At 41.1% G+C, this 12,652-nt stretch carries 17 protein-coding genes; 11 read left to right on the top strand and 6 right to left on the bottom strand.

Annotation, left to right across the window (positions count from 1 at the left end; translation table 11 throughout):
- Positions 1 to 9: 9 nt before the first annotated feature.
- The gene (locus tag E0D95_RS12760; RefSeq protein WP_130804200.1) at positions 10 to 795 is read right to left on the bottom strand and encodes an NRDE family protein; all 786 of its coding nucleotides are present in this window, start codon (positions 793 to 795) and stop codon (positions 10 to 12) included.
- Between the two features lie 94 nt (positions 796 to 889).
- On the opposite strand from E0D95_RS12760, the gene lgt reads away from it, so the two are divergent.
- From lgt to msrA, 8 genes are all read left to right on the top strand, one after another.
- On the top strand, positions 890 to 1,714 hold the full coding sequence (gene lgt / locus E0D95_RS12755) for a prolipoprotein diacylglyceryl transferase (RefSeq protein ID WP_130804198.1): 825 nt from the start codon (positions 890 to 892) through the stop codon (positions 1,712 to 1,714).
- A gap of 275 nt (positions 1,715 to 1,989) precedes the next feature.
- The gene (locus E0D95_RS12750) at positions 1,990 to 2,376 is read left to right on the top strand and encodes a hypothetical protein (protein ID WP_171478591.1); all 387 of its coding nucleotides are present in this window, start codon (positions 1,990 to 1,992) and stop codon (positions 2,374 to 2,376) included.
- Between the two features lies 1 nt (position 2,377).
- The gene (locus E0D95_RS12745; RefSeq protein WP_130804194.1) at positions 2,378 to 2,743 is read left to right on the top strand and encodes a hypothetical protein; all 366 of its coding nucleotides are present in this window, start codon (positions 2,378 to 2,380) and stop codon (positions 2,741 to 2,743) included.
- A 120-nt stretch (positions 2,744 to 2,863) separates the two neighbouring features.
- The gene (gene thyA / locus E0D95_RS12740) at positions 2,864 to 3,706 is read left to right on the top strand and encodes a thymidylate synthase (protein WP_130804191.1); all 843 of its coding nucleotides are present in this window, start codon (positions 2,864 to 2,866) and stop codon (positions 3,704 to 3,706) included.
- Between the two features lie 18 nt (positions 3,707 to 3,724).
- Complete coding sequence (locus E0D95_RS12735) at positions 3,725 to 4,234, top strand: dihydrofolate reductase (RefSeq protein ID WP_130804189.1); 510 nt, start codon at positions 3,725 to 3,727, stop codon at positions 4,232 to 4,234.
- 27 nt (positions 4,235 to 4,261) lie between these two features.
- Entirely contained in the window at positions 4,262 to 5,320 is a 1,059-nt protein-coding gene (locus tag E0D95_RS12730) for an Lnb N-terminal periplasmic domain-containing protein (RefSeq protein ID WP_130804187.1), read from the top strand.
- A 135-nt stretch (positions 5,321 to 5,455) separates the two neighbouring features.
- The gene (locus E0D95_RS12725; RefSeq protein WP_130804185.1) at positions 5,456 to 5,935 is read left to right on the top strand and encodes an META domain-containing protein; all 480 of its coding nucleotides are present in this window, start codon (positions 5,456 to 5,458) and stop codon (positions 5,933 to 5,935) included.
- Between the two features lie 102 nt (positions 5,936 to 6,037).
- Positions 6,038 to 6,562, top strand: coding sequence for a peptide-methionine (S)-S-oxide reductase MsrA (msrA, locus tag E0D95_RS12720; RefSeq protein WP_130804183.1), 525 nt, complete (start codon positions 6,038 to 6,040; stop codon positions 6,560 to 6,562).
- Positions 6,563 to 6,640: 78 nt separating this feature from the next.
- Here the strand turns inward: msrA and E0D95_RS12715 are convergent, their stop codons facing one another.
- The 5 genes from E0D95_RS12715 to E0D95_RS12695 all read right to left on the bottom strand — a co-directional run bounded on the left by E0D95_RS12715 (position 6,641) and on the right by E0D95_RS12695 (position 10,451).
- Complete coding sequence (locus tag E0D95_RS12715; protein WP_130804181.1) at positions 6,641 to 7,045, bottom strand: ExbD/TolR family protein; 405 nt, start codon at positions 7,043 to 7,045, stop codon at positions 6,641 to 6,643.
- Positions 7,045 to 7,668 carry a MotA/TolQ/ExbB proton channel family protein gene (locus E0D95_RS12710; RefSeq protein WP_130804179.1) on the bottom strand — a complete coding sequence of 208 codons (624 nt, stop codon included), beginning with the start codon at positions 7,666 to 7,668 and terminating at the stop codon, positions 7,045 to 7,047. Before E0D95_RS12710 ends, E0D95_RS12715 begins: the two co-directional genes overlap by 1 nt.
- 19 nt (positions 7,669 to 7,687) lie before the next feature.
- On the bottom strand, positions 7,688 to 8,470 hold the full coding sequence (locus E0D95_RS12705) for an energy transducer TonB (RefSeq protein WP_130804177.1): 783 nt from the start codon (positions 8,468 to 8,470) through the stop codon (positions 7,688 to 7,690).
- 309 nt (positions 8,471 to 8,779) lie between these two features.
- Entirely contained in the window at positions 8,780 to 9,646 is an 867-nt protein-coding gene (gene purU, locus E0D95_RS12700) for a formyltetrahydrofolate deformylase (RefSeq protein WP_130804174.1), read from the bottom strand.
- Between the two features lie 115 nt (positions 9,647 to 9,761).
- Positions 9,762 to 10,451, bottom strand: a complete 690-nt coding sequence (locus tag E0D95_RS12695; RefSeq protein ID WP_130804172.1) for a TetR/AcrR family transcriptional regulator — start codon at positions 10,449 to 10,451, stop codon at positions 9,762 to 9,764.
- A gap of 120 nt (positions 10,452 to 10,571) precedes the next feature.
- On the opposite strand from E0D95_RS12695, the gene E0D95_RS12690 reads away from it, so the two are divergent.
- The 3 genes from E0D95_RS12690 to rpmG all read left to right on the top strand — a co-directional run bounded on the left by E0D95_RS12690 (position 10,572) and on the right by rpmG (position 12,600).
- Positions 10,572 to 12,029 (top strand): coniferyl aldehyde dehydrogenase, encoded by a 1,458-nt coding sequence (locus E0D95_RS12690; RefSeq protein WP_130804170.1) that lies wholly within the window; start codon positions 10,572 to 10,574, stop codon positions 12,027 to 12,029.
- Positions 12,030 to 12,195: 166 nt separating this feature from the next.
- Positions 12,196 to 12,432 (top strand): 50S ribosomal protein L28, encoded by a 237-nt coding sequence (rpmB, locus tag E0D95_RS12685; RefSeq protein ID WP_004649871.1) that lies wholly within the window; start codon positions 12,196 to 12,198, stop codon positions 12,430 to 12,432.
- Positions 12,433 to 12,444: 12 nt separating this feature from the next.
- Positions 12,445 to 12,600, top strand: a complete 156-nt coding sequence (gene rpmG / locus E0D95_RS12680) for a 50S ribosomal protein L33 (RefSeq protein ID WP_001205031.1) — start codon at positions 12,445 to 12,447, stop codon at positions 12,598 to 12,600.
- Positions 12,601 to 12,652: the final 52 nt, after the last annotated feature.

Genomic DNA, 12,652 nt, shown 5'->3' with positions numbered 1-12,652 from the left:
TGACTTCGGTCAGCTTGGTTGTTTTAGAGGTAGATTCAAATCAATAATATGATCTTTTAACTCACCCGCTTGGGTTTTTTCCAGCCAGTTCCATTGTTGATTTTGCATGGTGAGAAAGTTTGAACAACGGGTTCCGTAAATGGGGCTTTGAATGAAAGTCGATGATAAAAGCTCTTCCATTTCAGGACTCACGCCTGTCGTAGGCAACAACTCAGCAATCACTTTACGTTCGTCTTCTAAGATATCCCATGCCGCGCACTCCAGCGCATCCTGATCGGTATTAACTTGCAACATGGGTAAAAATTCTTGGGTAAAACGAGTTCGCAAATGTTTGGTTTTTTCCCAATGTTCAGACATCAGGCCATTGGACACCACATAAACCCCTTTGGCCAAGACTTGCGGTGCTTCACCACGATTACTCATATAAACCGCCTGATCTTGATCTCCCAGAAATAAATTAAAACCCGCATATTGTTGTTGCTTCCGCTCCAATTGTTGAGCAAAACGAATGGGGGTTAAATCAGACAATAAAAAATCTTCCACCAACGCTCCTCGAGAGGTGTCATAGCTTTTTTTATCATGACCATCACGAAAATTGGTCACCACCGCCCAACGTCCTGACGCAGTGACCCCCATCCACGTTCCACCCGATTGCAAGTCTTGTCCTGCTGTAATTGGATGATTTGACCATTGGTGGAGCTGAGTCGTTGGACGTGCATAAAACTCATCGCGATTCGATAATAAGCAGATCGGTGTCTGTTCTAGAACTTGCCAAGCCAATGCTACAATACACATGAAATTTTTCTCGTTATCTTTACACATTGAATGTACAACATTTTTCGCTCACTCCGTTAAAATCTGTGCCAATGATAAAAATCAAGGAATAGCAATGCTGACCTACCCCAATATTGATCCTGTTGCAGTGTCACTTGGACCCTTAAAAGTTCATTGGTATGGACTGATGTATCTCTTGGCTTTTTTATGCGCTTGGGGACTGGCTTCATATCGTGCCAAACAACGTGATGGCTGGACAGCGGATATGGTTTCCGATTTGGTGTTCTATGGGGCACTGGGTGTAGTACTGGGCGGGCGGATTGGCTATGTGCTGTTTTATGAATTTGCTAAATTTTTAGCCGATCCACTGTGGTTATTTCAAGTCTGGACAGGCGGCATGAGTTTTCATGGCGGCTTTATTGGGGTCATGCTTGCCATGATTCTATGGTGCCGCAAGTACCGAAAAACATGGTTTGAGACTTTAGACTTTATTGCGCCTTGTGTACCGACAGGTTTGATGTTTGGTCGTATTGGTAATTTTATTGGTGGAGAGTTATATGGTCGTGCGGTTCAGAATTTAGACTATCCATTTGGAATGATCTTTCCAACCGATCCCTTACATCTGGTTCGTCATCCCTCACAGATTTATCAGGCAGTATGCGAAGGTTTGATTCTGTTTTTAGTACTGTGGTGGTTTAGTAGTAAGCCGCGTCCACGTATGGCTGTATCGGCACTCTTTTTAATAGGTTATGGTATTGCACGTTTTAGCATGGAATTTTTCCGCGAACCCGATGCCGATCAGGGTTTTATCCTATTAGGCTGGATGACCAAAGGGCAAATTTTAACCATCCCAATGATTTTAATTGGCGTATGGATGCTTTGGTATGCTTATCAACGTAAAATTTATGACTGGGGACCTTTAAAAAATCGTTCAGTGTGATTTTTAAAGTCATTTTTATTTTCGGTTTGGTTCCTAATCAAACCGAAAATTTAAAAAATAATTTCATCAAAACAGCTAAACAATACAAAATGATTTAAAACGATTTTAAATCTCAATTGTTCCGTCTAATTTCAAGAATAGAATTAATTTTCAAACACATAGAACAAAAACAATATCAATTTCATTAATCGCACCCCTCTCTTTTTATTGATTCAACATTCCAGCTATAGATTTGTATGTTACATTTTCAAGGATTCCATTCTGATCCAATCCATATGCTTGAATTCTGGTTTAACCCTCAGATCTCCCGTGCTCAAAAATTTCTTACGCTGCTTATTACGCTACTGGTTGCGTTTGGCTTATATGCTTACCAACCATTGCCCTTAGATGTGATCTTGATGTTTGCAGGAACAGGTCTGATATTTTTAATTTGTCGTTATTTAAAGCTGCATTTTGCCGCGAGTAAACCGACGGGCTTACTCTATCGCTTGTTGACATGGGTTCCAATCGCACTGATTTTTGCTCTATTATTTGTAAAAACCCTTAATCATTTAATGTCGTGGGGCATTCAAGGGATCGCCTTTATGGCATTGGCTGTTTTTATATTTTCACCGCAGTTTCTGATTCAGTCCAAACCGATTACACCACCCAAAGACCACTAATATGTTCGATTTTTGGTATTCAGATCGTTGTACTCGCTCCATAAAATTGATGGTGTGTATCGTCACCTGTCTCATCATTTATCTCAGTTCAAGCGTTGAAAAATTAGCAGTGCCTTTTGTGATCGTGAGTTTGATGTTAGGAATAATCAATCATTTTTTACAGCAAAAAATAAAGCGTATTGCATCAAACAATCCTTATGCACAAGGGTTTTCTATCATTGGTTTTGTATTTCCGATTATTTCACTCATCACCCTCATTGGTTTTTTACCTGATACCCATCAATGGGCTTTAGCCATACAGGTGATTGGATTTAGCGCTTTAGGTTTATTCATCGTGTCGATTTATCAAAATCGCGCCCCTCGTTAAGAGGCGATTGCCTATCCCATGCTGTTCATTCGGACTAAAAACAGCTAAGATTTGACATCAATTTTTAAATGTTTGATTGGTCATTGCATTGACCAGCATCCATCCAGATTAGAGATTATCATGCGCGCGTATTTAGACCTTTTACAACATATCCTTGACAATGGCGGTGACAAAGGCGACCGCACTGGAACAGGAACACGTTCAGTATTTGGTCATCAAATGCGTTTTGATTTATCCAAAGGTTTCCCGCTACTGACCACAAAAAAAGTTCATTTCCGTTCCATTGTGATTGAGCTGTTATGGTTTTTAAAAGGCGATACCAACGTCCAATATTTAAAAGACCATAAAGTCAGTATTTGGGATGAATGGGCAACCGCAGAGCAAACGGCTCGTTTTGGCCGTCCTGAAGGTGAACTTGGTCCCGTATATGGTCATCAATGGCGTAACTTTGGCGCAAGTAAAAATCCAGATTCGAGCTATAACCAAGATGGCTTTGACCAGATTCAATGGCTGGTGAATGAAATTAAAACCAATCCAAACTCACGCCGTTTGATTGTGTCTGGCTGGAATCCCAACGAAGCGGGTCAGGTCGCCTTGCCACCTTGTCATACGCTGTTCCAGTTTTTTGTGCAGGATGGCAAACTTTCCTGTCAGCTTTATCAACGTAGTGCCGATGTATTTTTAGGCGTACCATTTAATATCGCCAGTTATGCTTTACTCACGCATATGATCGCGCAAGTGTGTGGATTAGAGGTCGGTGATTTTGTCTGGACCGGTGGTGACACTCATTTGTACACCAACCATTTTGAACAGGCACAGCTGCAACTCACTCGCGAACCCTTGCCATTGTGCCAACTTAAACTGAATCCTGAGATTGACGATATTTTTGACTTTAAATTTGAAGATATTGAAATCGTGGATTATCAATCGCATCCCGCAATTAAAGCCCCTGTCGCAGTGTAAGTTGAAGGAAAGATCAAAATGGCATTTCAAGGTTTAGAAGTGGTACATGTGGTCGCCATGGACCAAAAGCAATGCATCGGTCAAGGCAATGCGCTACCGTGGCATATTTCTGCCGACCTGAAACATTTTAAGGAAATCACTCAAGGTGGCGTGGTGATTATGGGAAGAAAAACCCTAGAATCGATGGGCCGCACCCTACCTAAGCGTATCAATTGGGTCATTACTCGCGATCCGAACTGGCAATTTGATGGAACAAAAGTAGCACATAGCATCGACGCAGCATTAATCGGTGCTGCACAAGATGCACAACAAACGGATAAAAAAGCATTGTTTATTATTGGTGGCGGGGAGATTTTTAGTCAAACCATTCATCTTGCAGACCGTCTGGAGTTGACTCATGTTGCACTGGATGTTCAAGGCGATGCCCATTATCCAGCGATTCCCGTCGCGTTCCAGCCACAAAGCCGCGAACAACATATTGATGACAAAACTGGTATTGCTTTTGAATTCGTCAGCTATCAAAAATAAAGCAAATAATTCAATTAAAAACGACTTATGCATCAGATTGGAAAAAAAGAATTTATTGCTGCTTTAGGAAAAGGGCTTATTTTGACCATCTTCGGACTCTTGGTAATTCTTTCCAGTCTTTGGGTGTGTTTGGCACTCTGGATTCAGCAGCCTATGGGCTGGCTAGCAACCCGAATTTTGATGGGTATCTGGATTGTGTTTGCGCTCAGCATCTTGGGCATTTACATCACCCAGCATCTGTTTAGCCGGCGTATTGATCTTTTGATTTATCTGATTGCCTTTGCGGGTGTATTGGTCTGGTATTTTTCTATTCCCGCATTACAAAATCGGGACTGGAATCCAGAAGTGGCTAGAATATTATCCTATGAACGCAGTGGCGATGTGGTGACCTTGCACAATATTCGAAATTTTGACTGGAAAGCTGATGGTAGCTATGTTGAACACTGGGAAACACGTCAGTTAGATTTAAACAAAATCAGCGGTGTCAATATTATTACCTCCTATTGGATGGGGCCACAAATTGCGCATACATTGGTCAGTTTTGATTTTACGGATCAAGCGCCACTGACCTTCTCCATTGAAATACGTAAAGAGAAAAATGAGAGCTTCTCGGCAATTGGGGGATTCTTTAGACAGTTTGAGTTGAGTCTGGTCGCTGCTGATGAAAAAGACATTGTCTATACGCGTAGTAATGTGCGCAAAGAACAAGTGTATTTATTTCCGATTAAGATGAACAATACACAGGCCAAAGCACTGTTTAATGAATATCTGAAAACGGTTGATGAATTACAACAACAGCCACGCTGGTACAATACTTTGACCAGTAATTGCACCACCCTAGTATTTGATATGGTTCAGGCCATTAACCCCAACGAGTTGCCTAAAGATTACCGCCTAATTGTTTCAGGTTATTTACCTAACTATCTCTATGATTTAAATGTACTCAGTCATCAGTACAGTGTTCCTGAGTGGTATCACATGGCATATATTAACGAACGCGCGGCTGAATACGAGAAATTTAAATATAAAACCAGCACACATTTTTCTGAAGTGATTCGTCAGGGTTTACCACAACCCAATCCATAGCTTGAACAAATGATGAAGACAATGTGAGCTTATACTAAAAATTCACTACACAATTTCACGTTTTTTCACTGCGTTTATCCTGTTTTTTTGCTCTTATAGCTAGCAATTTGCATCAATATATAAAGGGTAATGTGCATGCTTAAGCAGTGGATCATTTCAAGCAGTCTGATTTCTTGTCTCATCATCACGGGGTGCGCAACCACAACATCTGCACCGACTCAACCACAAACAAAGTCGGAATCCACTACCTCCGCTCAAGTAGACAGTCAGAACCAGCTCTATACGCAACACTGGATGGCGACAGAAATTAATGGTTTTCAGGTGCAATCTTCTGAAAAAATACCCCAAATCCAATTCGATGCTGCCTCCAAACGTTTTAGTGGTTCAGATGGCTGTAATCAAATTATGGGGAGTTTCAACACATCAGATGATAATTTAAGTCTGGGACAAATCGCAACGACCAAGATGATGTGTACCGATGCCAATAGCCTAACCGCAACGCAATATCAACAGGCATTGGCAAAAGTTGCCCGTTATCGTGTGAGTTCAGAGCTACTGGTGTTATTTGATCAACATGGACAAACACTTATTGCTTTTAAACAGGCAAATTCGTAAACCCATCATTCAGACCAATGCATATAATCTTATCAATGAATTGTGGTAACACTCTCAGGATAGCGTTAAAGTTTTAAGTAATGAACATAGAGGGATCAATAGATGCAACAGGCTTTATTTGGCGGTGGATGTTTTTGGTGTACCGAGGCGGTCTTCTTACAGATTCAAGGGGTCAGCAAAGTGCTCAGTGGTTATGCTGGCGGAGATATCCCTAACCCTAGTTATGAAGCAGTCTGTACAGGTCAGACCAAACATGCAGAAGTCATTCTCATCGACTTCGATGAACAGCAAGTCAGCTACACTCAACTATTGCATGTTTTTTTTGCCACACATGATCCGACGACACTTAATCGTCAAGGTAACGATGTCGGAACACAATATCGCTCTGTCATTTATTATTTTGACGAGTCGCAAAAGCAGCAAGCTGAACAGTTGATTGCCGAGTTAAAACAGGACGGTTTGAATATTGTCACTGAACTCAGTCCTGTGCCGACCTTTTATCCAGCAGAAGATTATCATCAAAACTTCTATGCCAAAAATCCTTCACAAGGTTATTGCAACTTTGCGATTCCACCGAAACTTTCTAAATTAAGAGCCAAGTTTCAGGATTTGCTGAAAACAGATTGAGTCAAAGCTTAACGTAAAAAAGCAACTCATTTGAGTTGCTTTTCTTTGAATGCAGATTATTTAAATCAACAGTGAAAATCAGTTCTCACTCACAAAAGCAATATCACTGAGTCCGGCTTCACTCGCACGTGACATCACTTGCGCCACAGTATCATAACGTGATTCTTTATCTGCACGTAATTGTACGGTAGGTTTTTGAGCCGCTTGACCTGCTTCATTAAAACGTCGTTGCAACTCATCTAAGCTAATATTTTCCTGCCCCCAAGCAATACCTCCATCTGCATTAATGCTAATGGTAATTGGCTTATCTGGCGGAGGCTGAATTTCAGCAGTGGTTTTTGGTAGTGTTAATGGCACTGATGGGTTGGCGACCGTCGCGGTAACAAGAAAAATGATCATCAATACCAACATAATGTCAATTAACGGAATGAGGTTCATCTCATTCATGCCACTGTCGTGGTCTTCACCCAATTGAAAAGCCATTAAGCCTGACCTCCCACATAACTTTGTGAAGTTGCTTTCACATCTGCTTTAGTTTCTACAGAATCTTGTTGCAACATGGTATCAATCAATAAGCTGTGTGCCTGATCCTGTAAATCATGCGCCAAACCACGATTAAAACGTACACAGATGTTATACGCCAAGACCGCTGGAATTGCGACAGCCAAACCTAAACCCGTCATAATCAAGGCTTCACCGACTGGAGTTGCCACTTGAGCCAGACCTGCCTGACCACTTTTACCGACGGCAACCAGAGCATGGAAAATCCCCCATACCGTACCAAATAAACCCACAAAAGGTGCAATCGAGGCAATCGTACCTAAAACTGCAACACCTTTTTCTGCATTGGATTTTTCAGCAGAAATCTGACGGAGCAACGCTTGTTCAGCCACCGCTTTACGTTGATCAAATGGCAAATGTACAAACTTTGCCTTTAAGCTGGATAATGCTTTAGACAGTTGAGCATAAGCTTGTTGTTTTAATTGGCGGGTTCCCATCAAACGCAGGATGAAAATCGTCCAGGTTGCAATCGACATAGCCAAAAGCACAAAATACAGTGTTTTGCTGACTGCATCTGCATGTTGCCAATAAACTGAAAAGTTCATACTCGAACTCCTGAAAATGTTAGCCGTTAGGATTCAATGTTAGTTCAAATGGTTGCTCTGCCCGAATTGGGTAAGCCACACCATTTTCTTTATACGGTTTGAATTTCGCACTACGCACTGCGCGTAAAATTTTGTCATCTAGTGAAGCAACACCACTACTGCGCGTCACACGTGCATTCATGATTTTTCCAGTTTCATCTGCTTCAATCATGACCACGACAGTTCGGGTCTGCCCCTGCAAATCACGATTGGTATAGGAAGGACGTGGAGAACGACTCCATTGCACTCCTGAGCCACCAATCGATACACTTTTAGGTGAAGCATCACGTTGTGGTTCTACCGCAGGTTGCGGTGCAGGTTTCGCTTTTTCAACCACTTTTTCGGTCACTGTTGTAGTCGTTGTCAAAGGTTTCATATCCACCTTTGGTTCAGCTTTCACCACTTCTTTAGGGGTTTCCGCCTTTTTCACCTGCTGCACTTTTTCCACTTTTTTAGGTGGTGGTGCAACTTTTTCAACCACTTTAACTTCCTTCACCTCTTTTTTAGGCTTTGGCTCTTCCTTCTTCGGTTCAGCCTTTGGTTTTGGAGGCAATGGAGGAGGTGCCTGAATTTTGACAAAACGAACATTGAGTGGTTTTTTCTCAATTGGAGGCAACTCTGGGCTTTTTAAATGACTGACTGCCCAAAGCACTCCCGCATGTCCCACAACAACCGCAACCAGTGCAGCGATGACTTTTTTCTTCATCGGATTGGGAGAATTCGGAGGAGTAGAATTCAAAGTTATAGCAGGAGATTGACTCATATGAATCTAATTACCTTATTGAAAACCAAATCTCCAGACCATGTCTTGGAACGATTTAGCTCATCGGTTCAAACAATTAAAGTAACGCAATAATAAATGAGAAGTGTTTTCATTTGCAACCATTATTTTGCTGAACTGTAACTCAAATAAAAAAATGCCTAAATTTCATAAATTAATTCCGCATCTTTTTGACTCGAATTTCTGCATATTAAAATCAATGCATGCTCTTATATTATATGTTATATCATAACAATGATAAATAATAAAAAAAGCATGTAAAACATGCTTCTTAAGAAATTATTGACGTTTTTACTGGAAAACCACTGTTTTGTTGCCATCGACAATAATTCGGTCTTCTAAATGCCATTTAACCGCGCGCGCCAAAACATTACGTTCAACGTCCTGTCCCAACTCTCGCAGTTGTTCCACTGTAAAATCGTGATTCACACGCTCAACGTCCTGTTCAATAATTGGGCCCTGATCCAGATCAGCCGTCACATAATGTGCGGTCGCACCAATGAGCTTCACACCCTTCTCATAGGCTTGTTTATATGGATTTGCACCAACAAAAGCAGGTAAGAATGAATGATGGATATTAATCACCTTCATTTCCCATTTTTGTACAAATTCTTCATCTAAAATTTGCATATAGCGCGCCAACACCAGAAGATCATTGCCTTGCATGATGTCATCAATTTTGGCATATGCTTCGCGTTTGTTTTCTTTAGTAACGGGCACCACTTCAAACGGAATACCAAAATTTTCTACAGCGTCACGTAAATCTTCATGGTTTGACACCACCTTGGTAATTTCACAGGCCAAACCACCACGTGCATGACGCCAGAGTAACTCTAATAGGGCATGATCTACTTTAGAAACCAAAACACCCACTTTTTTCAGTTCATTGACGAAAGCCAAACGCCATTGCATGTTGTAACGATCAGCCACATTAACAGCAAAGGTTTGAATCAATGTTTCTTTACGCGATTGTAAATGATCGAGTTCAAACTCAACGCGCATGAAATAGCGTCCACCCTGAGCTTCTGTGGCATATTGATCAAGCGCAGTAATATTCGCGCCCTGATGATACAGAAAACTCGATACAGCTTGTACAATGCCCGGCTTATCTTCACAGGTAATGAGTAAACGTGCTGTATTGGCGGTGGTCGTGTTCATTGGATAAAAATCACTTATAGGTCAATTTAAAAACAAGCCGAGTATTCTAGCTCTTTTTTGTAGCAGACTAAAAGAGTTTCCGCAGACAAAGCCAAAACTGGACTTAAAAAGCAACTTAATGAGTTTTGGCAGATAGACTGGCAAAAAGTTCAGAATTACCAAAACTTTGCAGTAGATTTTCGTAGGTCTGGCGACTTTCCCCCATTAAATATGGACCTTCTAAAAACACCATTTGACGTAATGCTTGCCAGATCCACTTTTCGTCTAAATGACTATTGTCACTAATATGTCCCGACATGAACAGGAAGTTGGTCCAGTTGGTGAGCACAATCCAGAGATTAATAATCAGCGCCTCAATTTCTGAGTCTGTCATTCTCATAAGACCTGCATCTACAAAGGCTTTATAAATTTTTTGTCCCTGCTGCATAACCTTGCCAGCAAAACGCGGATAAATTTTCTTAAAATCACTATTATTTTCTATTAAATGATAGACATCGCGATGCAAAAAACGGTACGCCCAAAGCTGATTACTGAGTACCTGAAAATAGCGAATTTTATCGTTACTATTGACTTGACGGTCATCGGGTAAAGCCAACATTTGTAAAGTTTCCTGCTGATATTGTTCAGCCAACTCCTTGATAATGTCTTGCTTGTTGCGAAAATGGTAGTACAAGTTACCTGGACTAATGCCCAACTCCGAGGCAATGTGATTGGTCGTTACCGATCTTTCACCACGCTCATTAAACAGTTGCAAGCTCATGGTCAGAATACGATCTTTGGTTTTTACTGTTTTAGGGTTGGACATTATTTAATAACCATCTATAAATTCAAATACTTAAAACACTGAAACACGATCCAGCTTGACTATTTAGAGTTTTTACTCTAAAAATTAATATATAGCAATCTCAAGTTACGGTAGCGTGTCATGAACAGTCAAACAAAAACAACTTCGATGACTCCTCATTCATTCGATACACAACATTTAAAAGATGTTCTCGAACATCAAAAGTTTGCCTATCAGCGCAATCCTCTGCCGAGTGCAAAAGAAAGGATTGACCGTTTAGCCCGACTTAAACAAGTCCTGATCAAATATCAGGATCAATTTGCGCATGCCATTAGCCAAGATTACGGCAATCGCGCCATTATGGAAACCAAAATTGGTGAAGTACTGACTTGTTTAGAACATATTAAATACTATAGCAAGAATTTAACGGCTTGGATGAAACCGTCTAAACGTCATATAAGTATGTTACATCAACCTGCCAAAGGCTGGGTACAGTACCAGCCTCTTGGCGTGATCGGTATTATTACCCCTTGGAATTATCCACTTTTGCTTTCAGTTGGCCCACTGATTTGTGCGCTGGCAGCAGGCAATCATGCCATGATCAAGATTTCCAGCGCATCTGCACATTTTGGTCAGGTATTGGAAAATGCTTTGGCAGAAGCATTTTCACAGGAATTAGTCACTGTCATTAATGGTGGTGGTGCCATTTCCGATGCTTTTAGTCGCTTACCCTTTGATAAAATGATTTTTACGGGTTCTACCGAAGTCGGTAAAACCGTCATGGCAGCGGCGGCGGAACATCTGGTGCCTGTCATTTTGGAACTCGGTGGTAAATCTCCAGCGTTAATTCATCCTGCAATGAATCTTCGCGATGCTGCACAACGCATAGCGGTTGGAAAACTCTGGAATGCAGGTCAAACTTGTGTGGCCGCAGATTATCTATTAATTCCAAAAGGAAAAACTGAAGAATTTGCACAACACTATCAAGCCGTTGTTTCAACCATGTATCCATATTTGGGCGACAATAATGATTACACCTCAATCGTTAATGACAAACAATACAATCGTATTCAGGGTTATTTGGAAGATGCTGTTCAACAAGGTGCAAAAGTCATTGAGCTCAATCAGCACAATGAATCTTTAGATGAAGTCCGAAAAATTGCACCGACTTTGGTTACAGGTGTCACCAATGACATGCAAATTATGCAAAATGAAATCTTCGGCCCGGTGTTGCCTGTTTTAGAATATGAGCATATTGAAGATGCACTGCAATATATTAATAGCCGCCCACGTCCATTGGCATTTTATTATTTTGACACCGACAGTAAACGGGCTGATTATGTGGCATCAAGCACTCATTCTGGACATTTTGGCTTTAATCAAACGCTGACACATGTCGCGCAGGATGACTTGCCATTTGGCGGTGTTGGTGCGTCAGGTATGGGCAAATATCACGGTCCTGAAGGCTTCTTTAGCTTTTCACATGAACGTTCAATGATGTCAAATCCAGTCAGTTCAAAATTGTATAGCTTGAAAATGATTTTGCCGCCGTACAATAAACCTGCACACACACTGCTTTTAAAAACCCTATTTCGTTAATGTGATCAAGGCATGAGCTATTACACAAACTCATGCCTAGTTTTTACCAAATTCGCTTGTCTTTTAATCGTATTTTTGGTATAAAACGCCCCTTGAATGATTTCATCCGTTTAGTTTGAATGGCTAGTCGCACATTGTGTGCTTAAAACTAGCAATGGAGTTCACCATGTCTAAGGTTTGCCAAGTTACCGGCAAGCGTCCAATCGTTGGTAACAACGTTTCGCACGCAAACAACAAAACCAAACGCCGGTTCGAGCCGAACCTGCACCACCACCGTTTTTGGTTAGAAAGCGAAAAACGTTTCGTACGTCTTCGTCTAACCACTAAAGGTATGCGTATTATCGACAAATTGGGCATTGAAAAGGTTGTAGCTGATCTTCGTGCTCAAGGCCAAAAGATCTAAGGAGTCCTTGCAATGCGTGACAAGATTCGCCTAGTTTCTTCAGCTGGTACTGGTTATTTCTACACTACCACTAAGAACAAACGTACTATGCCGGAAAAAATGGAAATCAAAAAATTTGATCCAAAAATCCGTCAACACGTCATCTTCAAAGAAGCTAAAATTAAATAATTTTAGATTCTACAAAAAACGACTTCAATTGAGGTCGTTTTTTTTTGCATTC

Origin of the sequence: Acinetobacter ihumii (assembly GCF_900625095.1) — a bacterium.
GTDB classification, from domain to species: domain Bacteria; phylum Pseudomonadota; class Gammaproteobacteria; order Pseudomonadales; family Moraxellaceae; genus Acinetobacter; species Acinetobacter ihumii.
The sequence above is the reverse complement of the archived record's forward strand: the minus strand, read 5'-3'. Positions and strand labels throughout refer to the sequence as shown.

Coding starts and splice junctions, on each gene's coding strand:
- rpmG (WP_001205031.1), top strand. CDS start 12,445: ATGCGTGACAAGATTCGCCTAGTTTCTTCAGCTGGTACTGGTTATTTC.
- E0D95_RS12710 (WP_130804179.1), bottom strand. CDS start 7,668: ATGAACTTTTCAGTTTATTGGCAACATGCAGATGCAGTCAGCAAAACA.
- E0D95_RS12715 (WP_130804181.1), bottom strand. CDS start 7,045: ATGGCTTTTCAATTGGGTGAAGACCACGACAGTGGCATGAATGAGATG.
- thyA (WP_130804191.1), top strand. CDS start 2,864: ATGCGCGCGTATTTAGACCTTTTACAACATATCCTTGACAATGGCGGT.
- E0D95_RS12705 (WP_130804177.1), bottom strand. CDS start 8,470: ATGAGTCAATCTCCTGCTATAACTTTGAATTCTACTCCTCCGAATTCT.
- E0D95_RS12690 (WP_130804170.1), top strand. CDS start 10,572: ATGAACAGTCAAACAAAAACAACTTCGATGACTCCTCATTCATTCGAT.
- E0D95_RS12695 (WP_130804172.1), bottom strand. CDS start 10,451: ATGTCCAACCCTAAAACAGTAAAAACCAAAGATCGTATTCTGACCATG.
- E0D95_RS12760 (WP_130804200.1), bottom strand. CDS start 795: ATGTGTATTGTAGCATTGGCTTGGCAAGTTCTAGAACAGACACCGATC.
- E0D95_RS12730 (WP_130804187.1), top strand. CDS start 4,262: ATGCATCAGATTGGAAAAAAAGAATTTATTGCTGCTTTAGGAAAAGGG.
- msrA (WP_130804183.1), top strand. CDS start 6,038: ATGCAACAGGCTTTATTTGGCGGTGGATGTTTTTGGTGTACCGAGGCG.
- E0D95_RS12750 (WP_171478591.1), top strand. CDS start 1,990: ATGCTTGAATTCTGGTTTAACCCTCAGATCTCCCGTGCTCAAAAATTT.
- purU (WP_130804174.1), bottom strand. CDS start 9,646: ATGAACACGACCACCGCCAATACAGCACGTTTACTCATTACCTGTGAA.
- rpmB (WP_004649871.1), top strand. CDS start 12,196: ATGTCTAAGGTTTGCCAAGTTACCGGCAAGCGTCCAATCGTTGGTAAC.
- E0D95_RS12745 (WP_130804194.1), top strand. CDS start 2,378: ATGTTCGATTTTTGGTATTCAGATCGTTGTACTCGCTCCATAAAATTG.
- E0D95_RS12725 (WP_130804185.1), top strand. CDS start 5,456: ATGCTTAAGCAGTGGATCATTTCAAGCAGTCTGATTTCTTGTCTCATC.
- E0D95_RS12735 (WP_130804189.1), top strand. CDS start 3,725: ATGGCATTTCAAGGTTTAGAAGTGGTACATGTGGTCGCCATGGACCAA.
- lgt (WP_130804198.1), top strand. CDS start 890: ATGCTGACCTACCCCAATATTGATCCTGTTGCAGTGTCACTTGGACCC.